The sequence below is a fragment of the Methylobacterium sp. J-118 genome, assembly GCF_057836565.1.
In genome coordinates, this window is sequence record NZ_JBYQFA010000001.1 from 5,356,055 (window position 1) to 5,382,507 (window position 26,453).

22 protein-coding genes are annotated in these 26,453 nt (G+C 70.5%); 11 read left to right on the top strand and 11 right to left on the bottom strand.

What is annotated here, in order from left to right; translation table 11 throughout:
* Nucleotide 1: 1 nt before the first annotated feature.
* Nucleotides 2–1,570, top strand: a complete 1,569-nt coding sequence (gene garD, locus AC3IF3_RS26150; protein ID WP_489230852.1) for a galactarate dehydratase — start codon at nucleotides 2–4, stop codon at nucleotides 1,568–1,570.
* Between the two features lie 80 nt (nucleotides 1,571–1,650).
* The gene (locus AC3IF3_RS26155) at nucleotides 1,651–2,877 is read left to right on the top strand and encodes a PepSY-associated TM helix domain-containing protein (RefSeq protein ID WP_489230853.1); all 1,227 of its coding nucleotides are present in this window, start codon (nucleotides 1,651–1,653) and stop codon (nucleotides 2,875–2,877) included.
* A gap of 76 nt (nucleotides 2,878–2,953) precedes the next feature.
* Here the strand turns inward: AC3IF3_RS26155 and AC3IF3_RS26160 are convergent, their stop codons facing one another.
* The 4 genes from AC3IF3_RS26160 to AC3IF3_RS26175 form a co-directional block, all read right to left on the bottom strand.
* Nucleotides 2,954–5,137, bottom strand: coding sequence for a TonB-dependent siderophore receptor (locus tag AC3IF3_RS26160; RefSeq protein ID WP_489230855.1), 2,184 nt, complete (start codon nucleotides 5,135–5,137; stop codon nucleotides 2,954–2,956).
* 412 nt (nucleotides 5,138–5,549) lie between these two features.
* Nucleotides 5,550–7,346, bottom strand: coding sequence for an NADPH-dependent assimilatory sulfite reductase hemoprotein subunit (locus AC3IF3_RS26165; protein ID WP_489230856.1), 1,797 nt, complete (start codon nucleotides 7,344–7,346; stop codon nucleotides 5,550–5,552).
* Nucleotides 7,347–7,560: 214 nt separating this feature from the next.
* Nucleotides 7,561–9,330 (bottom strand): diflavin oxidoreductase, encoded by a 1,770-nt coding sequence (locus tag AC3IF3_RS26170; RefSeq protein WP_489230858.1) that lies wholly within the window; start codon nucleotides 9,328–9,330, stop codon nucleotides 7,561–7,563.
* Nucleotides 9,331–9,441: 111 nt separating this feature from the next.
* Complete coding sequence (locus tag AC3IF3_RS26175; RefSeq protein ID WP_161393443.1) at nucleotides 9,442–9,957, bottom strand: Lrp/AsnC family transcriptional regulator; 516 nt, start codon at nucleotides 9,955–9,957, stop codon at nucleotides 9,442–9,444.
* 268 nt (nucleotides 9,958–10,225) lie between these two features.
* Here AC3IF3_RS26175 and AC3IF3_RS26180 point away from each other — a divergent pair, with 268 nt between their 5' ends.
* From AC3IF3_RS26180 to cysN, 3 genes are read left to right on the top strand one after another with little or no spacing between them, the layout of a single operon-like run.
* Entirely contained in the window at nucleotides 10,226–11,050 is an 825-nt protein-coding gene (locus tag AC3IF3_RS26180) for a phosphoadenylyl-sulfate reductase (protein ID WP_489230860.1), read from the top strand.
* Nucleotides 11,047–11,991 carry a sulfate adenylyltransferase subunit CysD gene (cysD, locus tag AC3IF3_RS26185; protein ID WP_243969288.1) on the top strand — a complete coding sequence of 315 codons (945 nt, stop codon included), beginning with the start codon at nucleotides 11,047–11,049 and terminating at the stop codon, nucleotides 11,989–11,991. Before AC3IF3_RS26180 ends, cysD begins: the two co-directional genes overlap by 4 nt.
* Nucleotides 11,991–13,394 (top strand): sulfate adenylyltransferase subunit CysN, encoded by a 1,404-nt coding sequence (gene cysN, locus AC3IF3_RS26190; protein WP_489218911.1) that lies wholly within the window; start codon nucleotides 11,991–11,993, stop codon nucleotides 13,392–13,394. Before cysD ends, cysN begins: the two co-directional genes overlap by 1 nt.
* 66 nt (nucleotides 13,395–13,460) lie before the next feature.
* Here the strand turns inward: cysN and AC3IF3_RS26195 are convergent, their stop codons facing one another.
* From AC3IF3_RS26195 to AC3IF3_RS26210, 4 genes are all read right to left on the bottom strand, one after another.
* Complete coding sequence (locus tag AC3IF3_RS26195) at nucleotides 13,461–15,254, bottom strand: alpha/beta hydrolase (RefSeq protein ID WP_489230861.1); 1,794 nt, start codon at nucleotides 15,252–15,254, stop codon at nucleotides 13,461–13,463.
* Between the two features lie 174 nt (nucleotides 15,255–15,428).
* A complete protein-coding gene (locus AC3IF3_RS26200; protein WP_243969295.1) occupies nucleotides 15,429–16,448 on the bottom strand; it encodes an LLM class flavin-dependent oxidoreductase in 1,020 nt (339 codons plus the stop codon).
* Between the two features lie 72 nt (nucleotides 16,449–16,520).
* Nucleotides 16,521–16,853: a type II toxin-antitoxin system RelE/ParE family toxin gene (locus tag AC3IF3_RS26205; protein ID WP_489231371.1), complete on the bottom strand. Its 333-nt coding sequence runs from the start codon at nucleotides 16,851–16,853 to the stop codon at nucleotides 16,521–16,523.
* Nucleotides 16,840–17,106, bottom strand: coding sequence for a ribbon-helix-helix domain-containing protein (locus AC3IF3_RS26210; protein WP_489230863.1), 267 nt, complete (start codon nucleotides 17,104–17,106; stop codon nucleotides 16,840–16,842). The genes AC3IF3_RS26205 and AC3IF3_RS26210 overlap by 14 nt, the downstream gene beginning before the upstream one ends.
* A gap of 181 nt (nucleotides 17,107–17,287) precedes the next feature.
* Here AC3IF3_RS26210 and AC3IF3_RS26215 point away from each other — a divergent pair, with 181 nt between their 5' ends.
* Entirely contained in the window at nucleotides 17,288–18,490 is a 1,203-nt protein-coding gene (locus AC3IF3_RS26215; protein ID WP_243969299.1) for a pyridoxal phosphate-dependent aminotransferase, read from the top strand.
* A 30-nt stretch (nucleotides 18,491–18,520) separates the two neighbouring features.
* On the opposite strand, the gene AC3IF3_RS26220 is transcribed toward AC3IF3_RS26215, so the two are convergent.
* Both AC3IF3_RS26220 and AC3IF3_RS26225 read right to left on the bottom strand, forming a co-directional pair.
* A complete protein-coding gene (locus AC3IF3_RS26220) occupies nucleotides 18,521–18,955 on the bottom strand; it encodes a type II toxin-antitoxin system VapC family toxin (RefSeq protein ID WP_489230864.1) in 435 nt (144 codons plus the stop codon).
* The gene (locus AC3IF3_RS26225; RefSeq protein ID WP_489230866.1) at nucleotides 18,952–19,239 is read right to left on the bottom strand and encodes a type II toxin-antitoxin system prevent-host-death family antitoxin; all 288 of its coding nucleotides are present in this window, start codon (nucleotides 19,237–19,239) and stop codon (nucleotides 18,952–18,954) included. The genes AC3IF3_RS26220 and AC3IF3_RS26225 overlap by 4 nt, the downstream gene beginning before the upstream one ends.
* A 157-nt stretch (nucleotides 19,240–19,396) precedes the next feature.
* Here AC3IF3_RS26225 and AC3IF3_RS26230 point away from each other — a divergent pair, with 157 nt between their 5' ends.
* The 3 genes from AC3IF3_RS26230 to AC3IF3_RS26240 all read left to right on the top strand — a co-directional run bounded on the left by AC3IF3_RS26230 (nucleotide 19,397) and on the right by AC3IF3_RS26240 (nucleotide 22,068).
* Nucleotides 19,397–20,239, top strand: coding sequence for a DUF1932 domain-containing protein (locus tag AC3IF3_RS26230; protein WP_243969304.1), 843 nt, complete (start codon nucleotides 19,397–19,399; stop codon nucleotides 20,237–20,239).
* Nucleotides 20,240–20,650: 411 nt separating this feature from the next.
* Nucleotides 20,651–21,004: a hypothetical protein gene (locus AC3IF3_RS26235; RefSeq protein ID WP_489218922.1), complete on the top strand. Its 354-nt coding sequence runs from the start codon at nucleotides 20,651–20,653 to the stop codon at nucleotides 21,002–21,004.
* A gap of 110 nt (nucleotides 21,005–21,114) precedes the next feature.
* Nucleotides 21,115–22,068: a DMT family transporter gene (locus AC3IF3_RS26240; RefSeq protein ID WP_243969308.1), complete on the top strand. Its 954-nt coding sequence runs from the start codon at nucleotides 21,115–21,117 to the stop codon at nucleotides 22,066–22,068.
* 20 nt (nucleotides 22,069–22,088) lie between these two features.
* Here AC3IF3_RS26240 and AC3IF3_RS26245 read toward each other — a convergent pair whose 3' ends face one another.
* Nucleotides 22,089–22,370, bottom strand: a complete 282-nt coding sequence (locus AC3IF3_RS26245; protein WP_489230867.1) for a hypothetical protein — start codon at nucleotides 22,368–22,370, stop codon at nucleotides 22,089–22,091.
* A 334-nt stretch (nucleotides 22,371–22,704) separates the two neighbouring features.
* On the opposite strand from AC3IF3_RS26245, the gene ileS reads away from it, so the two are divergent.
* Entirely contained in the window at nucleotides 22,705–25,680 is a 2,976-nt protein-coding gene (ileS, locus tag AC3IF3_RS26250; protein WP_489230868.1) for an isoleucine--tRNA ligase, read from the top strand.
* Nucleotides 25,681–25,888: 208 nt separating this feature from the next.
* Nucleotides 25,889–26,404, top strand: coding sequence for a signal peptidase II (gene lspA, locus AC3IF3_RS26255; RefSeq protein WP_489220420.1), 516 nt, complete (start codon nucleotides 25,889–25,891; stop codon nucleotides 26,402–26,404).
* Nucleotides 26,405–26,453: the final 49 nt, after the last annotated feature.

The following is a 26,453-nucleotide window of genomic DNA, read 5'->3' on the forward strand; positions in this document are numbered from 1 at the left end:
GATGCAGGCCGAGAGCGAAGCCCCGTCCCGCGAGCGCCCGTCCGGCGACCTGCCGCGCACGATCCGCCTGAGCGAACGGGACAACGTCGCGATCGTGGTCAACGCCTTCGGCCTGCCGGCCGGCACGGTGTTCCCGGACGGGCTGGAGCTCGTCGAGTTCGTGCCGCAGGGCCACAAGGTGGCGCTCACCGACATCCCCGAGGGCGGCGACGTGCGCCGCTACGGCGAGGTGGTGGGCATCGCCACCCAAAACATCCCGCGGGGCGCCTGGGTGGAGGAATCCCGGGTGGCAACGCCGCTGGCCCCCGCCCTCGACGCCCTGGACCTGGCCACGCGGGTGCCGGCCCCCCTGCCCCCGCTCGAGGGCTACACCTTCGCGGGCTACCGCAACCCCGACGGGTCGGTGGGTACCAAGAACATCCTGGCGATCTCGATCAGCGTGCAATGCGTCGCCGGGACCCTCGACGTGGCGATCCGGCGGATCAAGCAGGAGCTGCTGCCGCGCTACCCCAACGTCGACGACGTGGTCGGCCTGACCCACGCCTATGGCTGCGGCGTCGCCATCAACGCCCCCGAGGCGGTCGTGCCGATCCGGACCCTCCAGAGCCTCGCGCAGAACCCGAATTTCGGCGGCGAGGTCATGGTCGTCGGCCTCGGCTGCGAGAAGCTCGTCTCGGAGCGCCTGCTGCCTGACAACGGCGCGGCCGGGAACGGGGTGGTCCGCCTCCAGGACGAGCGCCACCGGGGTTTTTCTGCCATGCTCGACAGCATCCTGGCGATGGCCGAGGCCCGCCTGGAGGTGCTGAACCGGCGCACCCGCGAGACCTGCCCGGCCGCCGACCTGGTGGTCGGCCTGCAATGCGGCGGCAGCGACGCCTTCTCGGGGGTGACCGCCAACCCGGCGCTGGGCTTCGCGGCCGATCTCCTGGTGCGCAGCGGCGCCACCGTGCTGTTCTCCGAGGTGACGGAGGTGCGCGACGCGATCCATCTCCTGACCCCGCGGGCGAAGAGCCCGGAGGTCGCCCAGGCCCTGATCCGCGAGATGGCCTGGTACGATGCCTATCTCGCCAAGGGCGAGGCCGACCGCCGGGCCAACCCCTCCCCGGGCAACAAGAAGGGCGGCCTCAACAACATCGTCGAGAAGGCCCTGGGCTCGGTCGCCAAGTCCGGCACGAGCGCGATCTCCGGCGTGCTGGCTCCCGGTGAGCGCGTGCGCGAAAAAGGCCTGATCTTCGCCGCGACGCCGGCGAGCGACTTCGTCTGCGGCACGCTCCAGCTCGCCTCGGGCATCACCCTGCAGGTGTTCTCCACCGGCCGCGGCACGCCCTACGGTCTCGCCCAGGCCCCGGTGATCAAGGTGGCAACCCGGACCGAGCTCGCCGAGCGCTGGTCCGACCTGATCGACCTCGATGCCGGCCGGATCGCCACCGGGGAGGCTACGATCGAGGCGGTCGGCTGGGAGCTGTTCCACCTGATCCTCGACGTGGCGAGCGGGCGCAAGCAGCCCTGGTCGGACCGCTGGGGCCTGTTCAACGACCTGACCCTGTTCAACCCGGCGCCGATCACCTGAGACCGGGGGGCCCGGCCACGGCCCATGCGTCCCGCGGCGTCGTCAGCTTGGCCGGAAACTGGTAGGCAGCCGGCACCGCCATGACGCTGCCGATTCCCTCCCCCCGGACCGTGCTCTTCCGCCTGCATTGGGCGCTCGGCCTCACCGCCGGTCTCGTGCTCGCCCTGATGGGCCTGACCGGGGCGCTGATGAGCTACGAGGAGGCGATCACCGCCTTCGCCAACCGCGACCGTCTGGCCGTGGTCGCCGGCGATCGCGCGGCGCTCCCGCCGGCGGCCCTCGCGGCGCGGATCGAGGCCCGGGCGGGCGGCCGCCGGGTGAGCGCGCTGACCCTGTCGGACGACCCGCATGCCAGCGTCGCCGTGCGCTTCGCCCGCGATCCGGAGACCCGCGAGCGCCCGCCCGCCCTCTATGCCGACCCCTATGACGGCGCGGTGCTGGGCCCCGTGCGGCTGGAGGCGGCGTTCGCGACGATCCGGGACCTTCATCGCTGGCTGCTGCTGCCGGGCGGCTCGAAGGGCTGGGGCCGCACGATCACGGGGGCCTGCACGCTGGCGCTGCTGGCCTTCCTGGCCACCGGCCTCTACCTGCGCTGGCCCAAGGTCCACCGCTGGCGGATCTGGCTGAAGCCGAGCCTGTCCCGCCCCGGCCGGCCGCGCTGGTGGTCGCTCCACGCCGTGGCCGGGACGTGGTTCCTGCCGGTCTACCTCGTCGCCGCGCTGACGGGGCTGACGTGGTCCTACCCGTCGGTCAAGGACGCCGCCACGTGGCTGCTGGTGGGCGACCGGGCCGCGGGCAAGCCCGCCCGTGCCGGCCGCAGGGCTGCCCCCGAGGCGCCGGGCGACGCATCCGGGCCGGCGGCCGTCGACCGCGCCTGGGCGGCGTTCCGGTCCGGCGCGGGGCGCGAGGCCGGGGTCGCGACCCTGACCCTGCCGGACCTCGACGCGAAGGCGATCCGGATCCGCTGGTTTTCGAAGGGCGTCGATGATCCGAGCGCCCGCAACGAGGCGCGCTACGACGCCGCCACGGGGGCGCTCCTGTCGGCCGAGCGCGCCGCCGACGCGCCGCTGGGCCGGCGGATCCTGGACAACATCTTGGAGGTCCATCGCGGCCGCTTCTTCGGCGCCCCGTTCACCCTGCTGTTCTGCCTCGCGGCGCTGGCCCTGCCGGGCTTCGCGGCGACCGGCCTGACCCTCTACGTCCTGCGTCGCCGCGCGGATACGCGGCGCCGGAGCGTCCTGCCGGGGGCGAAGACCGGGTTTCCGAAGGGCGAGCCCTTCGGCGGGGTTCGGGGGCGGAGCCCCTGAGAGACCCGGGCTCCGCCCTGGACCCGCACAAGGGCTCGCTCTTTTGAAACCCTGATCGTCCCCGATCCGACCCGGCTCACAGCCGCGCGGTGATCGTCGCCAGCACCGAGAACGGCGCGCCGGGGAGATTGTCGGTCGGGCTGAAGGGTTGCTCGATGTAGCGCCTGTCGGTCAGGTTGCGCAGGTTGATCGAGAACCGGGCGTGCTCGCCGAAGTCGTAGAACACGGCGGCGTCGAGCCGGGCATAGCCGCCGACCGTGTAGCTGTTGTTGAGGTCGCCGGTGCGCCGTCCGACATAGGTGATCCCGGCCCCGACGTTCCAGCCGCGCAGGAAACCCTCCTGGAACGCGTAGGTCGACCAGATGCTGCCGCTGAAGGACGGCGCTCCCGGCAGGCGGTTGCCGACCGGGTAGACCTGATCCTTGGTGATCTGCGCGTCGAGGAAGCTGACGGCGCCGATCACCTTCCACCCAGGCAGGATCTGGCCGGCAAGGTCGGCCTCCACGCCCTCCGAGCGCTGCTGGCCGGTGATCACCGAGTAGAGGCTGTTGTTCGGGTCGGTCCCCGACACGTTGTTGCGGGTGATGCGGAAGGCGGCCGCCGACAGGGTCAGGTCGGGGGTGAGGTCGAGCCGGCTGCCGATCTCGTAGAGCTCGCCGGTTTCGGGGGGCGGGTTGGTGACGTTGAGGATGTTGGCGGTCTGCGGCTTGAACGAGGTCGTGTAGCTTGCATAGAACGTCAGCGGATCCACCGGCCGGTAGACGAGGCCGACGCGCGGCGAGGTGCCGGACAATTGCTGTTCGGGTGGGATCGTGCGCGAGGTCGGAATGCGGCTGAAATAATACTGCGTGCCGGTATCGTAACGGACGCCGATCAACAGTTGCAGACCGAGGCCGAGATCGATCTGGTCTTGCACGTAGAGGCCGTTCAGCTCGTTCTTCTGCTTCAGATCCGACTGGAATTGGAGGCCGACGATGGCGGATCCGGGAACCGGGTTCAGGAAGTTGACCGACGGGTAGTTGGTGCTCTGCGTCGTGTAGGAATGCCGGTAGCCGTTGCTGTATTCGATCCCGGCCAGCACGGTGTGCCGGAAGCCCAGCAGGTCGAACTTCGCCACGATCTCGGTCTGGCTGTCGACGGAGGCGTAGGTCGAGTAGCCCGCGGTCTCGCGCCGGCTCACCAGCGTGTTGCGGCTGGCGAGCCCGGTCGCGCGTGTCGCCAGGAAGTTGAAGCCGCCCCATTGGGCGTTGAGGACTTCGCGGAGCGTGATGTTCTCGTCGAGGTCATGCTCGACTTTCAGCAGGCCGAAATTCGCCGTGCCGTTGTAGCGGGAGAACGGCTCGCCGTAGTAGCGTGAAATATTGTCGAGCGGGACGCCGCCGTTCCGGGCGACCAGCCCCTCGTCATACTGCGAATCCAGCCGCGTGAACTCGCCAACGAACGAGACCCGGGTATCCGGGCTCGGGTTCCACGTGAAGGCCGGAGCCACGAAGGTCCGGGAATTGTCCCGGTCGCCGAAGTTGCGGAAGGTCGGGTCGGACTGGCCGGCGAAGCTGAGGCGTCCGGCGAGGCCCTCCACCCCCTCGATCGCGCTCGACACCGAGCCCTGGACCCGGCGGAAGCCGAAGCTGCCGCCCTGCAGGTTGATGTCGCCGGACGGCGCCAGCGTCGGCTGACGCGTGACGATGTTGATCAGGCCGCCGGGCTCGCCCCGGCCGTACAGCACCGAGGCCGGACCTTTCAGCACCTCGATCCGCTCCACGTCGGCGAGATCCCGGGTGACCGTCGAGAAGTTGCCGGCCTGGTTCAGAAGCACGCCGTCGATGGCGTAGGTCTGGGTTCTGAAGCCGCGGATGATGAAGGTGTCGCTCCGGCCCTGGATCGTGCCCCCGGGCTGGACGCTGCTGACGTTCTGCAGGGCGTCGCCGAGGCGGATGTCCTGCTGGTCGACCAGCACGTCCCGCGGCACCACCTGGACCGATTGCGGCGTGTCGCGCAGGGGCGTGTCGGTCCGGGTCGCCGTGGCCGAGCGCGTGGCCCGGTAGCCGGCGACGGGGCTGCCGGCCCGCTCGACCGCGGGACCGGTGCCGGTGACGCTCAGCTCGGAAAGGACAACGTCGCCCGATGGACCGTCAACTTCCGCCTGTACGGAAGTCGTCGCCAGAGAAAACAGAGTCGTCGCGAAAACACGTCCAATGGAGAGACTGTTTCCACGGCGCTTGCGGCGAATGCTGTCCGTACGTCTGCGGCCCCCGGGCATAGTTTATAATCGCTCTCAAGAGAAACCGCACCGATCGGGTGTACGGATCCTTGAGCGAAGCGCCGATGATTTTTCAATGCGCGTGCGCGGGATGCGGCTTGGATTCGACCGTAACTTGCCGGACGTGACCAAGCGGACACATTGTCGCATTGGAATAACTTGAGATCGCCGAGCCGATTTGCCCGGACTCCGCAGCGTGCGGAGGCTGCACATCCCGATACGGGATCTCCCGCGCGACAGTCCTGTGGACCCTGCGGCAGGGCGCGTGCACGGGCGGCAAAGCGCGTCGCCCGCCCGGGAAGATGGTGGCCGGCTCGCGAGAGGCGCGGTGCGGTTCGCCCGCGCGGGGGCGGCGGCTCTCGTCCGCCGGATCCCACGGATCCCGGACTTGCGGGATCCGTGCGACCGGGTCTCAGCCCTGCAGGGCCGGCTTGAGGGCGCCGGTCCGCTCGTGGAAGTCCGGGCCGTTGGTGGTGCGGGCCACGTGCCCGGCCCGGATCAGGTAATCGCCGAAATGCTCGCCCGGCTGCCGGCCCTTCGCGTAGTCGGCGAACAGCGGATCGAGGGTGTCGCGGATCTCGGAGGCCTGCACGTCCTCCCGGTAGAGCTTGCTCAGCCGCGAGCCGTCGAAGGCGGCGCCGAGATAGAGGTGGTAGCGCTCGGGGCCGCGGCCCACGAGGCCGATCTCGGCGATGAACGGCCGGGCGCAGCCGTTCGGGCAGCCGGTGGAGCGGATCGTGATCTCCTCCTCGGCGAGGCCATGGGACGCGAGGCTCTGCTCCAGCTCGGTCATCAGGTCCGGCAGGTAGCGCTCGCTCTCGGCCAGCGCGAGGCCGCAGGTCGGCAGGGCCACGCAGGCGATGGAATTGCGCCGCAGCGCCCCCGCTCCCTTGGTGAGCCCGTACTCATCGACCAGCGCCTCGATCGCGGCGCGCTGCTCCGCCGGGACATTGGCGATGATCACGTTCTGATTGGCGGTGAGGCGGAAATCGCCCGTATGCACCTCGGCGATCCGGCGCAGGCCCGAGAGGAACTGCGCGCCGCCCTCGATGTCCTTGATCCGCCCGGACGGGACGTAGAGCGTGAGATGGTGCCGGCCGTCATCGCCCTCGGTCCAGCCGAAGCGGTCACCGTTGTTGGTGAAGGTAAACGGCTTCGGTGCGGCGAGCGGCTTGCCGATCCGCGTCTCCACCTCGGCCCGGAACGCGTCGAGCCCGTAGCGCTCGATCGTGTACTTGAGCCGGGCGTTCTTGCGGTTCTTGCGGTTGCCCCAGTCGCGCTGGACCGTCATCACCGCCTCGGCGACCTTGATGGCGTCCTCAGGCTCCACGAAGCCCATCACGTCGGCGGTGCGCGGGAAGGTGTCGGGCTCGCCGTGGGTCATGCCCATGCCGCCGCCCACCGTGACGTTCCAGCCGGTGACTTGGTTCTTCTCGTCGAGGATCGCGATGAAGCCGAGGTCGTGGGCGAAGATGTCGACCTCGTTCGACGGCGGCACCGCCACCACGGTCTTGAACTTCCGCGGCAGGTAGGTCCGGCCGTAGACCGGCTCGACCTCGGCTTCCTCTTCGCCGCCGGCCACGCGCTCGCCGTCGAGCCAGATCTCCCGCCACGCGCTGGTCTTCGGCAGCAGCGAATCGGAGATGTCCTTGGCGAGCTGGTAGGCGGCCCTGTGGGCGCCGGCCTGGGCGGGGTTGGTCGCCGCCATGACGTTGCGGTTGACGTCGCCGCAGGCCGCGATCGTGTCCAGCAGCGTGGCGTCGATCGCCGCCATCGTGCGCTTCAGGTTCGACTTGATGACGCCGTGATACTGGAAGGTCTGGCGCGTCGTGGCGCGCAGGGCGTTCCCGGCATAGGTCCGGGCGATGTCGTCGAGGACCAGCCATTGCTTCGGGCTGATGACGCCGCCCGCGATGCGCAGCCGGATCATGAAGCTGTAGGCCTTGTCGAGCTTCTTCTTGGTCCGCTCGGGGCGCAGGTCGCGGTCGTCCTGCAGGTACATCCCGTGGAACTTCACGAGCTGCCCGTCATCCTCCGAGATCGCCCCGGTGGCGTGCTTCAGGAGCCCGTCCGCCAGGGTGCCGCGGAGATAGCCGCTGGCGATCTTGATGTGCTCGTTCGCCGCGAGCTGGGCCGCCCGGGCGGCCTCGGCATCGGTGATCGGCCGCTCGGTCGGCGGGGTCTCGTAGACGCGCTTGGTGTCAGTCATGGGCGTTCGTCTTCAAATGATCAAACCGCTTGCCGCGTGACCTCCCTCCCCCCTCTGCGGGGGAGGGTGGCCCTCGCGTGAGCGAGGGTCGGGAGAGGGGAGCGCCGGGACCGGAGATGTCGCGACGGGCGATTCATCCTGAACCGTCGCGCTCCCCTCTCCCGCCTGCTCCGCAGGCACCCTCCCCCGCGGAGGGGGGAGGGTTCCGTGTGTCTCAGTATACGTCCTGCTGGTAGCGGTGGCTGCGCTCCAGCGCCGCGACCTGCGCCTCGGCCTCGGCCGGGCTCAGGCCCTTGGCGGTCTCGTAGGCCTTCACCACCGCGTTCCGGACATCCTTGGCCATGTTCTTGGCGTCGCCGCAGACGTAGAAATGGGCGCCGCCGTCCAGCCAGGAGACCAGCTCCCGCGCGTGATGGGTGATCCGGTCCTGCACGTAGACCTTCTCCGGCTGGTCCCGGGAGAAGGCCACGTCGATCTGCGTGAGCGACCGATCCTCCAGGGCCTCCTGCCATTCGAGCTGGTAGAGGAAGTCGTGCAGGAAGTGGCGGTCGCCGAAGAACAGCCAGGACCGGCCGGGCGCCTCGATGGCGCGGCGCTCCTGCACGAAGGCGCGGAACGGCGCGACGCCGGTGCCCGGCCCGACCATGATGATGTCGGTGGCCGGGTCCTGCGGCAGGCGGAAATGGCGGTTCGGCTTCAGCCGCACGCGCAGCTTGGCGCCGTCGCGGATCCGGTCGGCCACGTGGACCGAGGCGACCCCGGAGCGGGCCCGGCCGTGGGTCTCGTAGCGCACCGCCACGATGGCGAGGTGGACCTCGTCGCCGACCTCCTTCCGCGAGGAGGCGATCGAGTAGGCCCGGGGCGGCAGCGGCCGGGTGATGGCGGTGAGGTGCTCGGCCGTCAGCGTCGCCGGGAAGGTCGCGATCAGGTCGATCAGGTGCCGGCCCTCGATCCAGGCCTTGGCCTCGCCGCTCTCGATGAGCCGCTGCGCGTCCGTGTGGCCGGTGGCCTTCACGAAGCGCTCGATCGTGGCGGCCGACAGGGTGGTGATGTCCCGTTCGGCGAGGAGCGCGTTGCGCAGGGCCGCGTCGCCCGAGAGCCCCGCGGCGGTGAGGATCTCGTCCACCAGCTGCGGATCGTTCTCCGGGAAGAGCTCCAGCGAATCGCCCGGCTCGTAGGCCGGGGCGCCGTCCTCGAAGGCCAGCGCGAGGTGGATCGTCTCCTTGTCGGAGCGCGAGGAATTGAGGTTCACGTGCTCGACGACCTCGACCACCAGCGGCTCGCGGCTCGGCTCGGCCTCGTCGTCCTCACCCGCGGCGACGCGGGCGAAATCGACCGCCACCACGTTGTCGGCCGCCTCCGCGGGGGCCAGCGCCTTGAGCGTGGCCTTGATCCAGTCGGCCGCCGGCTTCTCGAAATCGAGATCGAGGTCGGCCCGCTCGGCGGCGCGCTTGCCGCCCAGGGCCTCGAAGCGCGCGTCCAGCGCCTTCCCGATGGCGCAGAACTCCGCGTAGGAGGTGTCGCCCAGCGCCAGCACCGCGAACTCGACGCCGTCGAGGCGCGGGGCGCCCTCCCCCATCAGCTCGCCGTAGGCCCGCACGCCGCGCGCCGGCGGCTCGCCCTCGCCCCAGGTGGCCGCGATGGCGACGAGCTTGCCGGCCTTGGGCAGGGTCGCCACGTCGAGGTCGGCGAAGTCCACGATCTTCGGCTTGAAGCCCTGCTTGCGCGCGAGCTTCGCGACGGTCCCGGCGAGCGCCTCGGAATTCCCCGACTCGCTCGCGTAGATCACCGTCAGCGGCGCTGCGGCCTTGGGCGGGGCGGCCGGCACGGCGGCCGGCTGCCCGCCCGCGGCGTCGAGCCCGGCCAGGAAGCCGGCCAGCCACGCGCGCTGCGTGGGGCTCGCGGCGCCGAGCACCGCGTCGAGGCTGGCGCGCTCGCCGTCCCCGAACGGGGCAGTGCGCGGGAGGAGATTCTGGCGTGACATCAGGTGACCATGTCGGGGCCTACGGGGCCGGTGTCAATCGAGAAACGTTCGTTTTGCAGAACGGGCGAGGATTAGAACATCACGTTCGTTGCGCTGCGAAGAAAGAGAAGATCATTCTCCGACCACCGCAAGGACCGGCCCGGTTCCGGGCAGGTGCCGGCCGTTCTTGGGCGGGGCCGGCAACGGCAGGGCGGTGGTGGATTTCACCTTTTCCATGGCGAAGCGCGAGGTGACGTTCTTGAGCGGCAGCACCGCGATCAGGTGCTTGTAGAAGCTGTCGTAGGCCTGCATGTCGGCCACGACGACCCGCAGCATGTAATCCACATCGCCGGCCATCCGGTAGAACTCCAGCACCTCCGGCATGGCCGAGACGGTTGCGGCGAAGCGTTGCAGCCAATCCTGGGAGTGGTCTGCGGTCTCGATGGAGACGAACACCGTCAGCCCGAGGCCCAGCTTCACCGGATCGAGCACCGCCACCCGCCGGTCGATGACGCCGTCGGCCTCCAGCTTCTGGATGCGCTTCCAGCACGGGGTCTGGGACAGGCCGACGCGCTCGCCGATCGCCGCGATGGAGAGCGTCGCGTCCGTCTGCAGCAGGGCGAGAATCTTGAGATCGATCGCGTCCAAGGCTGTCTCCGTGGGGTCCGTCCACGCGGGTGAGGCCCGCGATCGGTACAGGGTCGCCCGGGGGCGGTGAAGAAGATTTTTTCACCTGGGTGCCGCGGGGCCGCGGCGGCCGCTGTGTGCAACCGCACGCCGGACCGCGTCTCCAGGCCCGACAAGCGCGCCGAAGCGCCTTGACTTCGTTCGGTATAGCGAACATCTCGACCCCTCGACAACGGGGTGCGGCACCGACCGCGTCCTTATCCCTTCACGAACCCCGGGACATGGTGCGATGACCCGTCTTGACCGACAGACGGCCGAAGCCCTCGCGGAGCGGCTGTCCGGGCTCGACCTTCCAGGCCGCCTTCACGCGATCGCCGCCGCGATTCCCGGCCGCCTCGTCTTCACCACGAGCCTCGGCGTCGAGGATCAGGCGCTCACGCACGCGCTGGCCATGGCGGGCCTGGCCAAGGGGCTGACGAAGGGTCGGGTCGCGATCGTCACCCTCGATACCGGCCGCCTGTTCGCCGAGACCTACGACACCTGGGCCGAGACCGAATCGGCCTACGGCATCCGGATCACCGCCTACGCGCCCGAGCGCGCCGCCGCGGAGGATTTCGTGCGGGACGAGGGCATCAACGGCTTCCGGCGCTCGGTGGCCGCCCGGCAGGCCTGCTGCGGCTTCCGCAAGGTCGAGCCCCTGGGCCGCGCCCTGGAGGGCGCCAGCGGCTGGCTCACGGGTCTGCGGGCCGGCCAGTCGGCCAACCGCGCCGAGACGCCGCTCGCCGAATTCGACCCCGCGCGCGGCCTGATCAAGCTGAACCCGCTGGCCGATTGGACGCGGGCGCAGGTCGACAGCTTCGTGCGCGACAATTTCGTGCCCTACAACGTGCTGCACGACCGCGGCTTCCCGTCGATCGGCTGCGCCCCCTGCACCCGCGCGGTGAAGCTCGGCGAGCCGGAGCGCGCCGGCCGCTGGTGGTGGGAGCAGGAAGACAAGAAGGAGTGCGGCCTGCATGTCGGCCAGCCCTCCGCGTCGGTGCAACCGGGCCAGGAGCCCGCAATCTTCGAAAGCAATCCAGACGTGAAGACCCGCCAGCCGGAGTTCGCCCGATGAGCGCCGCCCTCGCCGCCGCCGTGCAGCCGAGCGCCCCTGCCGACCGCCTCAGCCACCTCAAGCGGCTGGAGGCCGAGGCCATCCACATCTTCCGGGAGACGGTCGCCGAGGCCGAGAACCCGGTGATGCTCTACTCGATCGGCAAGGATTCCTCGGTGCTGCTGCACCTGGCGCTCAAGGCCTTCGCGCCCGGGCGGCTGCCGTTCCCCCTGCTCCACGTCGACACCACGTGGAAGTTCCGCGAGATGATCGCCTTCCGCGACGCCCGCGCCAAGGAACTCGACCTCGATCTTCTGGTCCACACCAACCCGGACGGGCTCGCCCGCGGGGTCGGGCCGGTGAGCCACGGCTCCGAGGTCCATACCGACGTGATGAAGACGCAGGCCCTGCGGCAGGCCCTCGACAAGTACAAGTTCGACGCCGCCTTCGGGGGCGCCCGCCGGGACGAGGAGGCGAGCCGCGCCAAGGAGCGGATCATCTCCTTGCGCACCGCGCAGCACCGCTGGGACCCGAAGCGCCAGCGCGCGGAGCCCTGGCACCTCTACAACCTCAAGAAGAAGCGCGGCGAGTCCCTGCGGGTGTTTCCGCTCTCGAACTGGACCGAACTCGATATCTGGCTCTACATCGAGCAGGAAAACATTCCGATCGTGCCGCTCTACTTCGCGAAGGAGCGCCCCGTGGTGGAGCGCGACGGCCAGCTGATCATGGTCGACGACGACCGCCTGCCCCTGGAGCCCGGCGAGGTTCCGCAGCAGCGCCTCGTCCGGTTCCGGACGCTCGGCTGCTACCCGCTGACCGGCGCGGTGGAGAGCGACGCGGCGACGCTGCCCGAGATCGTCGGCGAGACGCTGGCGGCGCGCACCTCGGAGCGCCAGGGCCGGGTGATCGATAAGGACGGTGCGGGCGCCATGGAGCGCAAGAAGCAGGAGGGCTATTTCTGATGACGGTGCACCAGGCTCCCACCGCGTTCGGTGACCGTGCCGCCACCTATCAGGCGTTCCTGGCCGCCCACCAGAACAAGGCCGTGCTGCGCTTCATCGCCTGCGGCTCCGTGGATGACGGCAAGTCGACCCTGATCGGCCGGCTCCTGCACGACACCAAGCAGATCTTCGACGACCAGATCTCGGCGCTCCAGCGCGACTCGCGCAAGCACGGGACGCAGGGCGCGGAGATGGACCTCGCGCTGCTGGTGGACGGCCTCCAGGCCGAGCGCGAGCAGGGCATCACCATCGACGTCGCCTATCGGTTCTTCTCCACCGACACGCGCTCGTTCATCGTGGCCGACACCCCCGGCCACGAGCAGTACACCCGCAACATGGCCACCGGCGCCTCGACGGCGGACGTGGCGGTGATCCTGGTCGACGCCCGTCAGGGGCTCACCCGCCAGACCCGGCGCCACGCGCTGCTGGTCTCGAATCTGGGGATCCGCCGGGTCGTGCTGGCGGTGAACAAGATGGACCTCGCCGGCTGGGCGCAGGGCACCTTCGACGGCATCGTGGCGGGTTTTTCCGACTTCGCCCGGGGGCTGAATTTCTCCGAGGTCAAGGCGATCCCGCTCTCGGCCAAGAACGGCGACAACGTCGTGGAGGCCGGGGTCGCGGCGCCCTGGTACACGGGCGGTCCGCTGCTCCGCTACCTGGAGACCGTGCCGGTCCACGCGGAGGCGCTGAACGCGCCGTTCCGGATGGCGGTTCAGTGGGTCAACCGGCCCAATTCCGAGTTCCGCGGCTATAGCGGCCGGATCGGCAGCGGCCGGGTCCGCCCGGGCGATTCCGTGACGGTCCAGCCCTCCGGCCGGACCTCCACGGTGGCGCGGATCTACACCGCCGACGGCGACCTGGCGGAGGCCGGCGAGGACGAGTCGGTCACCCTGGTGCTCGCCGACCAGATCGACGCCTCCCGCGGGCAGGTGATCGTCGCGACGGACGCGCCGATGCGGGTCACCGAGACGCTGGACGCCCGCCTGTTCTGGGCGGCCGAGACCGATCTCAGCCCGGGCGCCAGCCTGTTCGCCAAGATCGGCACCGCCACGGTCACCGCGACCGTGGAGCGGATCGTCTCGCGGATCGACCCGGAGACCGGCAAGCCCGGCCCGGCCGAGCGCCTGTCGGCCAACGACATCGCCGACGTGTCCCTGCGCCTCGACCGGCCGGTGGCGGTGGACGCCTACGCGGAGAATCGCGAGACCGGCAGCCTGATCCTGATCGACCGCGAGACCACCGATACGGCGGCCTTGGGGCTGGTTCTGGCACCCACGATCCAGGCGTCCCAGCCGGCGGCTTCACAGGCTGGCGAGAAGGGACCGAGCCTGCTCGGTCGCCTCGGACGGTTGTTCGGGCGCTGAGCATCCGGGGCGCCGGACGGACATCCGCTCCGTCGCCCCGGAACGCCTGCGTTCACAGCCTTCGCATCACACCCGCAGCACGATGAAGCGGAGCACGAGGATCGCGAGCAACAGGCCGAAGAGGCCGCCGTGGGACCAAGCGAGGTAGCAGGCGAGACCGCCGGCGAGGACGAGCGCCGGCAGGCCGATCCGCAGCCTGCCGAGGATCGCGAGGGTCGGATCGGGGGCCGTATCGTGAAGACCCGGCACCGTCCGCGTCGGGTTGGGCGGAAAGGGTTTCCCGCCCACGATGAAAGCGGCGATCTCGGGCCAGTGCGCCTCCCCGATCCCGGCCCCGTGTCCGCCCAGGAGGTAGCGGTACTCGGTGAGGGCCGGCCGCAGCCCGGCATCCCGGAAGCCGTCGAAGCCCGCGCCCCCGAGATCGAATGCGCGGATCCACTCGACACTCTTCGGCAGCAGGGCGACCACCCAATCGTCAGCCGCCACAATATTCTGGAAGGCCGTGATGCGTCCATTATTGAGCATCTGCGCCCACGGGTAGTCGCGGCGCACGACGCTGCCGGCAAACAGGACGTGCCTGAAGTGGATCGCCGGATAGTCGGTCAGCGCCCGCGCGGCGAGGTACGTGCCGTTCGAGTGCCCGACATAGTGAAAGTCGGATTTCGGGTACTGCGCGAAGGCCGTCACATACTGATCGGCGAACCACTCGACCTTCTCGCGCCGGATCCACGGCAGCACGAACGGCAGCATCGCGAAGTAGCCGTAGCTGGGCGTCCAGCTTCGGAACTGCGTGACCCCGCTCTCGGCCTTGCCGCCATTGTCCCGGACCTTCTCGGCGATCCGGTGCGTCCAGAATCCGTCGTCGCGGATGCCGTGAATCACGAACACCGTGTTGCCGACATCGAAATCGACGGCGTCGATCTCATCGACGAGCAGGGCCGGATCGAGGGCGGCCTTCGCCAAGGTGGGGCGCGTGGCCGTCAGGGCCGTTTGGACCAGATGCCCGCGCCGGAGGGCGGCCGGATCGCCCGCGAGCGTGATCGCCTGTGCATGGTCGGTGTCGGGCAACTCGATCAGGAAGTAGTCCTGCTGGGTCGGACCGGCGGGGGCTGCCGTGTAGCCGGTCTCCTGGAAGGCCCATTTGCTGCCGTCGACCGCGAGGTCGACCTGGTCGACCGGCGAGATCAAGTCGTCCTGCGTGCCGAGCATCTGGATGAGGATCGGACGATCCTTGTCGACGAGGTGGGGCGGCGGGTTCCTGCGATAGGCGAGCCAGTGCAGCCGGGTCTGCGCCATGAACGGCGCGCCGAGCCGGAAATCGAAGGCGGTCGGGGTCCAGCCTTTCCCCGGCGTCGGAATGTGACCGAACAGGCCGACGAGGTTGAACAGGATGGTGTAGTACCAGCTCATCCGCTCGGAGATCTTCCAGCCGCGGTTGAAGGCTGCGAGCATGACGATGCGCTCGACCTTGTAGGCCCAGTCGCGCGGCCTCTGATGGCCGAGATCGCGCTCCTGCCGGAAGTTGCTGGGCCAGCCGGCCGCGACCAGGAACAGGCGCCGTGCCACTGTGGCGCCGACGCTGTGGCCGACGAGGACGATCCGGTCGGGCTCGCGCAGGCGCACCTGCTCGTCGATGCCGTCGAGCAGGAGGCCGATGATCGCGCCGGCCCGTGCCCCGGAGAGCCAGCTCCCATGGGGAAGGTCCGGGGCGAAGATCTGTGTATCCGGTCCGTAGGCGATCCGGGCCGCGGCGATGACGTCGCGCAGACGGTGCGCCGAACTTCCGAGACCGTGCACCACAACCACGAGGGTCCGAGCGGCCGGCGCAGCGCGCGCTGGATTCGCGGCAGTCTGGCTCATGGCGGCGCCCGTCCGTTCGGTTTCGGGTGTTTTAACTTCCCGTCGCGGCCTCGTAAATTGATTTCACGGAACAGACGTCTTTTTTGGTGAGGCGTTGGCCCGTATCCATGCACCAGATAGAAGGTATCTGGGGCGCAATCGGCCGTATTCCGCCGGGATAGAGTGCGGGATTCCCTATCCGACGGTCCCCGCAAGGCCCCAGGCCCGCGCCAGCAACGTGTAGGATTCCCGCCGCGCCGCCTGGTCGGGAATCGCCGAGACGATCATCAGCGCGTCCGCTTGCGTGTGCTCGACCAGCTCCGCAAGTCGCGCCCGCAGGGTCTCGGGGCCGCCCACGTGCAGCTTGTCACGGCCGCGCTCGATCTGGGCCCGCTCGGCCTCGGAATATGGATAGGCCAGCGCCTCCGCGAGGCTCGGCAGCGGCCGGTACTCCCCCCGCTCCCGTCGGAGCGTCGACAGGCGGGCGCTCGCGGCCAGCCGCTCAGCCTCGGCATCGGTGGCGGCACAGATCGCCGCCACGGTCAGGATGGCGTGTGGCCGGGCGCCGAGCCGCGTCGGCCGGAACAGGCGGCGATAGGCCAGCATCGGCGCCTCGGCGGGCATCCCGGAGAAGTGCTGCGCGAAGCCGAAGCCGCAGCCGATCTCGCCGGCGAGCTGGGCGCTGTAGTCGGAGGAGCCGAGCAGGAAGAGCGGCGGCAGCCTCACATCCGCCGGGCTCGCCGTGATCCGGGCGAACGGGTGCCCCTCCGGGAAGCCCGCGTCCCAGAACAGCAGCTCCTGCAGGCGGTCGAGGAAGTCGTCGTTGCCGCCCTCCCCCGGCGCCTCCCGGCGGCGCAGCGCCCGGGCCGTGAGGCCGTCGGTGCCCGGCGCGCGCCCGAGGCCGAGATCGATCCGGCCGGGGAACAGCGCCTCCAGCACCCGGAAGCGCTCGGCCACCATCAGCGGCGCGTGGTTCGGCAGCATGATCCCGCCCGAGCCGACCCGGAGATGGCGGGTCGCGGCGGCGATCTGGCCGATCATGATCTCGGGAGCCGGGCTCGCCACGTTCGGCAGCGCGTGGTGCTCGGCGAGCCAGTAGCGAGTGTAGCCCAGCCCATCGACGTGCCGGGCGAGCGCCAGGGTGTCGTGCAGCGCCTGCGCCGGGGTCGAATCGGCGCTGACGAAGGAGAGGTCGAGGACGGAGAGCGGGGTCATCGACAAGAGATAGGGGTGCGGGTCGGCCGGCGCGAGGGCGCTGAGGCTGGCGGCTAAGGCGCGGGCGCGGCCTCAGCCCGTTCCGTCCTCTCGATCCCGGTCCTGAAACAGAGCGTCGACGTTCCGCCCTCCGTAGAAGACGTTGACGATTCGCACCTGATCGTCGTCGACCCGATAGGCGATCACCGCCGAACGCTCGAACGACACCGTCCGCAGCCCGGGTTCCAGATCATCGCGCGGGCGGCCCCCATGCGGCGCGTCGCCGATACGCTCGCACCGACCGACGAGCCGGTCCAGAAACCGGTCGGCAACGTCCGGATCGCGACTCGCGTCGTAGACCCATTGGTAGATCTGCAGCAAATCGAACTCGGCTTCCGCGAGGAAGACGACTTCAGCGCGCTGCATTCCCATGGGCTTTCAAGGTCGCGGCGTGAAGCGCTTTGATCTGGGCTCTCACCGCATCGAGACTCAGCGGCGGCCGCGGGTCGTCGAGAGACTGACGGATGCGGGCTCGGATCGCGTCGAGGCGTTCGGCATCCTCCCGGCGCCGGCTCTGCCAGGCCTGTACCGCGTCCTCCATGGCCGCCCCGAGCGAGGCGTATTCGCCGGCCTCGACGCGCTCGCGCAGGGCGCGGACCGTCTCGGGGGGCAGCGTCACACTGATCGTCTCGGCCGGTGGCATAAGTCGCCCGCGTCAATCGCCCGCTTTGGTTCGGCACCAGACTAGCATGGAATCGGGCCGGCCGCGCAGCCTTGTCCGCACCGCACCGTCGGCCTAGGGTCCCGCCCGCATTGCGGGCGCCCAAGACTGTCGCGCCCCTCACGGAGATCGACACATCATGGCTCTCCTCGCCGACGTCCTCTCGCGGGTGAAGCCGTCCGCGACCATCGTGATGACCCAGAAGGCCCGGGACCTGAAGGCGTCCGGCGTCGACGTCATCAGCCTGTCGGTGGGCGAGCCGGATTTCGACACGCCGGACCACATTAAGCAGGCCGCGATCGAGGCGATCCACCGCAACGAGACCCGCTACCCGCCGGTCTCCGGCATCGCGCCCCTGCGCGAGGCGATCGTGCGCAAGTTCAAGCGCGAGAACGGGCTCGACTACACGGTGTCGCAGACCATCGTGGGCACCGGCGGCAAGCAGGTGCTCTACAACGCGTTCCTCGCCACCCTGAACCCCGGCGACGAGGTCGTGATCCCCCGCCCCTACTGGGTGTCCTACCCGGAGATGGTCGGGCTGTGCGGCGGCACCCCGGTCTTCGCCGACACCGACATGGACCACGGCTTCAAGCTCCAGCCAGAGGAGCTCGACCGGGTGCTGACCCCGAAGACCAAGTGGATCGTCCTGAACTCACCCTCGAACCCGTCCGGGGCCGCCTACACGCGCGACGAGATGAAGGCGCTCACCGACGTGCTGCTGCGTTATCCCGACGTGCACATCCTGACCGACGACATCTACGAGCACCTGACCTACGGCGACTTCGAATTCGTCACCCCGGCCCAGGTCGAGCCGCAGCTGATCGAGCGCACGCTGACCATGAACGGCGTCTCGAAGGGCTACGCCATGACCGGCTGGCGGATCGGCTACGCGGCCGGGCCCGAAAAACTCATCAAGGCGATGGACTTCGTGCAGGGCCAGCAGACCTCGGGCGCCACCACGATCGCGCAATGGGCCGCGGTCGCCGCCCTCGACGGGCCGCAGGATCACCTCGCCACGTTCCGCGCGGCCTTCCAGGGCCGGCGCGACCTCGTCGTGTCGATGCTCAACCAGACCAACGGCCTGACCTGCCCGACGCCGGAGGGCGCCTTCTACGTCTACCCGTCCTGTGCCGCCCTGATCGGCAAGAGGACGGAAGCCGGCAAGACCATCGAGACCGACGAGGACTTCGTCACGGAGCTGCTCCAGGCCGAGGGCGTGGCCGCGGTGCACGGCTCGGCCTTCGGGCTCGGCCCGAACCTGCGCATCTCCTACGCAACCTCGAACGCGGTGCTGGAGGAAGCCTGCCGGCGCATCCAGCGGTTCTGCGGCTCGCTGCGGTAGGCCCCCGGGGGCTCCTAAGCGGCTGGCTGCTCACGGCAGCGGGTCGCTCCAGGGATCGAGGAGCGGGGCGCGCGCGGCGACGAAGTCCGCGGTGTTGCGTGTGACCAGCGTCAGTCCTGATACCAGCGCGGTCGCGGCGATGAGCAGATCGGGCTGAGAGAACGTATGCCCGCTCCGCCGGCCTTCATCGACGAGGAACCGCCAGCGCACCATCACATCCTCGTCGATCGGCAGGACGCGCGGTCCGAACATCGGGCGGAGCTGCCGGTTCAGCCAGTCGGTCAGCTCTGTGCGGCGGGGGCCGTCGGCCAGCCGCTCGATGCCGAACCGCAACTCGGCGAAGGTTACCACGCTCACGTACAACGCTTCGAGCGGCTGCGTGGTCATGAACGCGACAACGCGCTGCTCCGGTCGAGGGCGGCGCAGCTCTGACAGGATATTGGTGTCGAGCAGCCAGCGCGTCACAGATCGACGTCGCGGACGGACATCATGACCGGTTCGGGCTCGAGATCGACATCGCGATGGGGCGATGCCTGCAGGACCTCGACCAGCGCCTTTCCTGTCGCCGTCGCGGTGAGGCGGCGGAACTCCTCGGCGGAGATCACCACGACAGTGTTTTGACCGTCGACGGTCACGTGCTGCGGACCATCGCTGCGCACGCGGCGAACCAGTTCGGTGAAACGGGCGCTGGCATCCTTCAGACGCCACGGCCCGGATGGCTCGGCAGGGCGCACCGCAGGATCGGACATGGGGGAGAAGATACCGGCGCAGCCGGGGCCCGTAAAGGCGATCGCGGCGCGCTCTTCGATGGGCCGAGCCGTTCGGAGAGACCCTGGTGCGGCATTTCCCGACGGGCGTATATCGGTCCTCACCAAGGCACCCCTCTCGTCCCGTCGGAGCCATTCCATGCCCACCATCGCGGTGATCGCCCCCGGCGCCATGGGCAGCGCCGTCGGGGCCCGGCTTGTCCAGCACGGCGCCCGCGTCCTGACCGCCCTCGACGGGCGCGGGGCTGCGAGCCGGGCCCGGGCCGAGGCCGCCGGGATGGTCCACGCGGCGGATGCCGACCTCGCCGCCGCCGACCTCGTGCTCTCCATCGTGCCCCCCGCCGACGCGGAGGCGCTGGCCCGGCGCCTCGCGCCCGCCCTGGCGGCCGCCCCACGCAAGCCGGTCTACATCGACGCCAACGCCGTCAGCCCGGATACGGTCGGCCGCATCGCCGGGATCGTCGCCGCCACCGGCGCGCCGTTCCTCGACGGGGCGATCCTGGGCCTGCCGCCGCAGCCCGGCACCAAGGGGCCGCGCGTCTACGTCTCGGGCGCCGACACCGCCCCGGCCCTGGTCCTGCGCGATCTGGGCCTCGACCTGCGCGTCTGCCCCGGGGATGTCGGCGCCGCCTCCAGCCTGAAGATGAGCTATGCCGGCCTCAACAAGGGCCTGACGGCGCTCGCCGCGATCATGATCCTGGCCGCCGAGCGCGCTGGGGCCGGCCCGGCCCTCCTGGCCGAACTCGCCGAGAACGAGCCGGCGCTGCTGGCCCGCTTCGCCAAGGGCCTGCCCGACATGGCGCCGAAGGCCTACCGCTGGGCGCCCGAGATGGCGGAGATCGCCGACTTCCTCGGTGCGGACGCGGCCGGCCGGCAGGTCTTCACCGGCTATGCCGGCCTCTACCGGCACCTCGCCGCACAGGCCGGCGAGGCCGACATCGCGGCCCTGATGCGCTTCGCCGCGGCCGCCGTGACGCGCTGATCGCCGCGGGGGCGCCGAAACGATCCCGCCTCTGTTGCCGGCTCGGCTGTCAGCCTCTACACGGGCTGTCCCCGGCCGCCGATGCGCCTGAAGGTTTCGCGAGCCCGCTCGGGCCTGCATGGCAGCGGGGTCGGTAGTGACGGGGCGGTCCGGACCAGTTCTCTGGGTCGTTCCTGTGAGGCTCAGTGGGCCGAGTCGCTGCAGGAGTGTCGGGAGCGCGGGGAACAGGAACCGCGGGTTCGGCGCAAGGCCCACATCGCTTCCCCCGTTCGACACCCAGCAGCGCGGACCTGACCCGTTCCGGGACGGGCCCGCCCGGGGCGATTGCGGCTTCGTTCACGCTCCGGGGCGATGATGCCACGAGGCCGGGGATCCGGTCCGGCGTAACCGCGTTCTTTCGGGCCTGAGATCATGCGAGCCCTGCTCACCGGCGGCATCAAGGCGATCCTGGCGGTCGCCGCGCTGTCCACCGCCGCCCATTGGACCCTGCGCGTGCAGAGGGAGGCCGCGCTCCCCGTGGCGGCCGCCGCCGCGTCCGAGCCGGCCGTGACGGGATCGATCGAGCCCCGTCGGGTCGAGCGTCCGCTCGCCGCCGCGGGCGCCCCGCCCGCCCCGGTGGTGCCGGCGGCGGGGATCGGTCCGGTCTCGGGTCTCGACCAGACGCACCTCGCCACCCTGATCGCCGGCGCGACGCCGTCGAAGCCGAAGCTCGCCAAGGCGGCGACCCGGACCGCGTCGGCCGAGAAGGTCGCGGCCAAGCGCTGAGCCGGCCGCCTGCCGACCGTGCCGCCTGCATGGTTCCCCTGCAAGCCGGCCGATACCGGAGCGGGCGCGCGCGTGGCAGGAGTATCGGCCTCCAGCGAGGTTGAGCCGAGATGCGCACGCGGGTCGCGACGTCCGTTACCGATGACATCGCCCCCGCGCGCCCCGCCCCCGACGCGGATCTCGCCGGCCGCCGGAGGCTCGTCGGCATCGCGCTGATGTGCGGGGCGGTCGCCTTCTTCGCGAGCCTCGACGCCTGCGGCAAGACGCTGGCCCGGGCCGGGGTCGACCCGCTGGTCACCACCTTCATGCGCTACGCGGCGAGCGTCGCCATGATCTCGCTGTTCATCAACCCGGTGCGCACCCCCGCCGTGGTGAAGAGCCGGCGGCTGCCGCTGCAGATCATCCGCTCGCTGCTGCTCTTCGCCTCCACGGCCCTGAACTTCCTGGCCCTGCGCTACCTGCAGATGGCCGAGACGATCTCGATCCAGTTCGCCGCGCCGCTGACGGTGGCTCTGCTCGCCGGGCCGCTGCTGGGCGAATGGTCCTCCCGGGCGCGGATGGCGGCGATCGGCGTCGGCTTCCTCGGCGTGCTGGTGATCGTGCGCCCGGGGGTCGGCGGGATGCACCCGGCCGCGCTCCTATGCGTGGCCAACGTGGTCGTCTACGCCTTCTACGCGATCATCACGCGCAAGCTCGCGGCCTACGATTCCACCGCCACCACCATGTTCTACACCGGGCTCGCGGGCCTCGGCCTGATGGCCCCGCTCCTGCCGTGGATCTGGTCGAGCCCCGCCAGCCTGACCCAGTGGGCGCTGCTGCTCGGGGTCGCCCTGTTCGGGACGCTGGGCCACTGGCTGCTGGTGCTGGCCCATGCCCGGGCGCCGGCCAACGTGCTGGCGCCGTTCATCTACACGCAGCTGCTCTGGTCCGTGACCTTCGGCTTCCTGCTGTTCGGCGACCTGCCGAGCCGCTGGACCGTGGCGGGCGCCATGATCGTGGTCGGGTCCGGCCTGTATCTCCTGGCGCAGGAGACGATCCGCCGGGAGGCGCGGCCGGCCGCCTGAGGCGACCGGCCGGGATCAGCTCAGCGACCAAGGCGTTCCTGGCGGTCCATCCGATCCTCGCGGCGCTCTTCGCGGCGATCCTCGCGGGCGCGGCGGGCCGGATCCGGATCGGTGCCGAGCACGCCGCCGACGGTGCCGGTGGCCGCGCCCATGGCACCGCCGACGACCCCGCCCACCGGGCCGGCCGCGGCCGCACCGTCCTCGGCGCCGCGCTGGGCGCCGCGGGCCGTGCCCTGGGCCTGCGCGGCACCCGCGAAGGCCAGCGGCGCCAGGGCGAGGGTCGTGATCAGAATCTTTTTCATGGGGGTTTCTCCGGTCTTCCTCTAGGACGGCTCCGCGCCGCCTCGGGCGCGGAGAATGTCCGGGTCAACGGCCCAGGCGCCGAAAGGTCTCATCCGCGCTCGCATTCGCGTGATCGGCCCTGCCGCTGGCCTCGGGCCGGGGCGGCTGATAGAGAACGCGTCATGCCCGCTTCGTGCGCCCCGCGCGGCCCCGGCCGCCCGATTCGAATTACCGGCCCGGCCTCCGCCTGAGGGCCCGCTTCGGCGCGGCCGCGCGGAGGTCCGGGATCCTCCTGCCGCCTGACCCGAACCTGCCGGCCGTCCGCCGCCGGCCCGACCGCCGATGCGAGATCCGATGACCACCCCCGAGACTGCGCCCGCCGCGCCCGCCCGCGACTATTCCAAGACCCTGTTCCTGCCGCAGACCGAATTCCCGATGCGCGCCGGCCTGCCGGTCCGCGAGCCGCTCCTCATCGCGCGCTGGAACGAGATCGACCTCTACGGCAAGCTGCGCGCCCGCGGCCGGGGCCGGCCGAAATTCGTCCTGCACGACGGCCCGCCCTACGCCAACGGCAACATCCATATCGGCACGGCGCTCAACAAGATCCTGAAGGACGTCGTGGTGCGCTCGCAAGGCGCGCTCGGCTTCGATGCCAACTACGTCCCGGGCTGGGACTGTCACGGCCTGCCGATCGAGTGGAAGATCGAGGAGCAGTACCGCGCCAAGGGCCGCAATAAGGACGACGTGCCGGTGATCGAGTTCCGGCAGGAATGCCGGACCTTCGCGGCGCACTGGCTCGACGTGCAGCGGGAGGAATTCAAGCGCCTCGGCGGCACCGGCGACTGGGACCACCCCTACGCCACCATGGCCTACCCGGCCGAGGCGGTGATCGCCGACGAGCTGATGAGGTTCTCGATGTCGGGCCAGCTCTATCGCGGCTCGAAGCCGGTGATGTGGTCGGTGGTCGAGAAGACCGCGCTCGCCGAGGCCGAGGTCGAGTACGAGGAGCACGTCAGCGACACCGTGTTCGTGGCGTTCCCGATCCGGGACGGAGCCGACGCGGCGCTGAAAGACGCCCGGGTCGTGATCTGGACCACGACCCCCTGGACCATGCCGGGCAACCGCGCCGTGGCCTATTCCAAAAAGATCGCCTATGGGCTCTACCGCGTCACGCAGGCACCCGCCGACAACTGGGCGACCCCCGGCCAGACCTATGTGCTCGCCGACAGCCTGGCCGCCACGGTGTTCAAGGCTGCCCGCGTCGAGGCGTTCGAGCGCGTCGGCGACGTGCGTCCGGAGGCTCTCGCCGCGCTCACCCTGAACCATCCCCTGGCGGCGCTCGGCTACGGCTTCGCCGTCCCGATGCTCGACGGCGACCACGTCACGGACGAGTCCGGCACCGGCTTCGTCCACACGGCGCCGGGCCACGGCCGCGAGGATTTCGAGTTGTGGATGGCGAGCGGCCGTCTGCTCGCCGAGCGCGGCATCGACCCGGCCATCCCCTACACGGTGGATGCCGACGGCGCCCTGACCAAGGCCGCCCCCGGCTTCGAGGGCAAGCGCGTCCTGACCGACAAGGGCGAGAAGGGCGACGCCAACAAGGCGGTCATCGCCGCGCTCACCGAGGCCGGGGCGCTCGTCGCCCGCGGCGTGCTGCGCCACCAGTACCCGCATTCCTGGCGCTCCAAGAAGCCGGTGATTTTTCGCAATACGCCGCAATGGTTCATCGCCATGGACCGGGCGGTGGACAGCCTCGGCAACCGGTCCCTGCGCGAGGTGGCGCTCCAGGGCATCGACGACACCCAGTGGGTCCCGCCGCAAGGCAAGAACCGCATCACCGGCATGGTCGCGAACCGGCCGGACTGGGTGGTCTCGCGCCAGCGCGCCTGGGGCGTGCCGATCACCGTCTTCGTCCACAGGGAGACCGGTGAGATCCTGAAGGACGCTTCCGTCAACGCCCGCATCCGCGACGCCTTCGCCACGGAGGGCGCCGACGCGTGGTTCCGGGACGATGCCGCCGCGCGGTTCCTCGCGCCCGACCACGACCCGGCGTCTTACGAAAAAGTCACTGACGTCCTCGACGTCTGGTTCGATTCGGGCTCGACCCACGCCTTCGTGCTGGACGATCCGGAGGCCTTCCCGGGGCTGGCCGGGGTGCGGCGGGTCCGCGACGGCGGCCAGGACCGGGTGATGTACCTGGAGGGCTCGGACCAGCACCGGGGCTGGTTCCAGTCCTCGCTGCTCGAATCCTCCGGCACCCGCGGCCGGGCGCCCTACGACATCGTCCTGACCCATGGCTTCGTCCTCGACGCCAAGGGCCTGAAGATGTCGAAGTCGAAGGGCAACGTCGTCGCGCCCCAGAGCGTGATCAAGGATTCGGGCGCCGACATCCTGCGCCTGTGGGTGGCGGCCTCGGACTATACCGACGACCTGCGCATCGGACCGGAGATCATCAAGACGTTTGCGGAGACCTACCGCAAGCTGCGCAACTCCCTGCGCTGGATGCTCGGCTCCCTGGCGCATCGGGTGCCGGGCGATGACGTCGAGTTCCAAAAAATGCCGGAGCTGGAGCGGCTGATCCTGCACCGGCTGGCCGAGCTCGACGGCGAGATCCGCGAGGCTTACGCGACCTTCGACACCAAGCGGGTGGTGGCGCTGCTCAACGGCTTCATGACCGGCGACCTGTCGTCCTTCTACTTCGACGTGCGCAAGGACGCCCTGTACTGCGATCCCGTCTCCTCGGTCCGCCGCCGGGCGGCCCTGCAGGTGATCGACGCGGCATTCCACCGGGCGGCGATCTGGCTCGCCCCGGTGCTGGCCTTCACCGCCGAGGAGGCGTGGCTCGACCGCTACCCGTCCGCGGATGGCTCCGTGCATCTCCAGACGCTGCCGGACACCCCGGCCGCATGGCGCGACGACGCCCTCGCGGAGCGCTGGCAGAAAATCCGGCGGGTGCGGCGGGTGGTCACCGGCGCCCTGGAGATCGAGCGCGCGGCCAAGCGGATCGGCGCGAGCCTGGAGGCGGCGCCGACCGTTTACGTGGCCGATCCGGAGCTTCTGGCCGCGCTGGAGGGCTGTGCCTTCGCCGATACCTGCATCACCTCGGACATCACCGTGGTGGCGGGCGAAGGCCCGGCCGACGCCTTCCGCCTCGACGAGGTCCGCGGCGTCGCCGTGGTCCCGAGCCCGGCCGCGGGGCGCAAATGCGCCCGCTCCTGGCGGGTCAGCCCGGACGTGGGCAGCGATCCGGATTTTCCCGACGTGACCCCCCGCGACGCCCAGGCCCTGCGCGAGTGGGACGCGGCGCATCCGGAGGCGAGCGCGGCGTGAGATCGCTCGCGACATCGCCCTCCCCCCTCTGCGGGGGAGGGTGGCCCCCGAAGGGGGTCGGGAGAGGGGAGCGCGGCTTCAAGAGAGGGCGCGACCGATATGAAGGACACTGCGTTCTTCTGCCCCGGCGCTCCCCTCTCCCCCCCTGCTTCGCAGGGTACCCTCCCCCGCAGAGGGGGGAGGGAGACGCGTGCTGGGATCGACGCCCATGACCCCCGCCCGCGCCGGCCTGCTGGCCCTCCTCCTCACCCTGGTGCTCGACCAGGCCTCCAAGCTCGGGCTCTATGTCGGCACCGACCTCGTCCTGACCCAGCCCTGGCGGCTGGCGCCCTTCGCCGACTTCGTGGTGGTCTGGAACCGGGGCGTCTCCTACGGGCTGTTCCAGCAGGAGGGCGGGCTCGGGCGCTGGCTCCTCGTGGTCCTGTCGCTCGCCGCCGCCCTCGGGCTCGGGATCTGGATGATGCGGGCGGGCTCGCGGCTCCTCGCGGTCGCCCTCGGGCTGATCGTCGGCGGCGCGCTCGGCAACGCCGTCGACCGGGCCGTCTACGGGGCGGTGTTCGACTTCGTCCACCTGCATGCCGGCGGCTGGTCCTGGTACGTGTTCAACGTGGCCGACGCGGCGATCGTGGCCGGGGTGATCGGCCTGATCCTCGACAGCCTGTCCCCGGCCGGCCGCAGGGGACGGACGGCGCCCGCGCCGGGCGATCCGGCCCCGCGCCTGTGATCCGTGCGACACAATGGGCGCCCTGCCCGATCGCCCTGGCGCGACGTAG

Coding starts and splice junctions, on each gene's coding strand:
- garD (WP_489230852.1), top strand. CDS start 2: ATGCAGGCCGAGAGCGAAGCCCCGTCCCGCGAGCGCCCGTCCGGCGAC.
- AC3IF3_RS26155 (WP_489230853.1), top strand. CDS start 1,651: ATGACGCTGCCGATTCCCTCCCCCCGGACCGTGCTCTTCCGCCTGCAT.
- AC3IF3_RS26160 (WP_489230855.1), bottom strand. CDS start 5,137: ATGCCCGGGGGCCGCAGACGTACGGACAGCATTCGCCGCAAGCGCCGT.
- AC3IF3_RS26165 (WP_489230856.1), bottom strand. CDS start 7,346: ATGACTGACACCAAGCGCGTCTACGAGACCCCGCCGACCGAGCGGCCG.
- AC3IF3_RS26170 (WP_489230858.1), bottom strand. CDS start 9,330: ATGTCACGCCAGAATCTCCTCCCGCGCACTGCCCCGTTCGGGGACGGC.
- AC3IF3_RS26180 (WP_489230860.1), top strand. CDS start 10,226: ATGACCCGTCTTGACCGACAGACGGCCGAAGCCCTCGCGGAGCGGCTG.
- cysD (WP_243969288.1), top strand. CDS start 11,047: ATGAGCGCCGCCCTCGCCGCCGCCGTGCAGCCGAGCGCCCCTGCCGAC.
- cysN (WP_489218911.1), top strand. CDS start 11,991: ATGACGGTGCACCAGGCTCCCACCGCGTTCGGTGACCGTGCCGCCACC.
- AC3IF3_RS26195 (WP_489230861.1), bottom strand. CDS start 15,254: ATGAGCCAGACTGCCGCGAATCCAGCGCGCGCTGCGCCGGCCGCTCGG.
- AC3IF3_RS26200 (WP_243969295.1), bottom strand. CDS start 16,448: ATGACCCCGCTCTCCGTCCTCGACCTCTCCTTCGTCAGCGCCGATTCG.
- AC3IF3_RS26205 (WP_489231371.1), bottom strand. CDS start 16,853: ATGCAGCGCGCTGAAGTCGTCTTCCTCGCGGAAGCCGAGTTCGATTTG.
- AC3IF3_RS26215 (WP_243969299.1), top strand. CDS start 17,288: ATGGCTCTCCTCGCCGACGTCCTCTCGCGGGTGAAGCCGTCCGCGACC.
- AC3IF3_RS26225 (WP_489230866.1), bottom strand. CDS start 19,239: ATGTCCGATCCTGCGGTGCGCCCTGCCGAGCCATCCGGGCCGTGGCGT.
- AC3IF3_RS26230 (WP_243969304.1), top strand. CDS start 19,397: ATGCCCACCATCGCGGTGATCGCCCCCGGCGCCATGGGCAGCGCCGTC.
- AC3IF3_RS26235 (WP_489218922.1), top strand. CDS start 20,651: ATGCGAGCCCTGCTCACCGGCGGCATCAAGGCGATCCTGGCGGTCGCC.
- AC3IF3_RS26240 (WP_243969308.1), top strand. CDS start 21,115: ATGCGCACGCGGGTCGCGACGTCCGTTACCGATGACATCGCCCCCGCG.
- AC3IF3_RS26245 (WP_489230867.1), bottom strand. CDS start 22,370: ATGAAAAAGATTCTGATCACGACCCTCGCCCTGGCGCCGCTGGCCTTC.
- ileS (WP_489230868.1), top strand. CDS start 22,705: ATGACCACCCCCGAGACTGCGCCCGCCGCGCCCGCCCGCGACTATTCC.
- lspA (WP_489220420.1), top strand. CDS start 25,889: ATGACCCCCGCCCGCGCCGGCCTGCTGGCCCTCCTCCTCACCCTGGTG.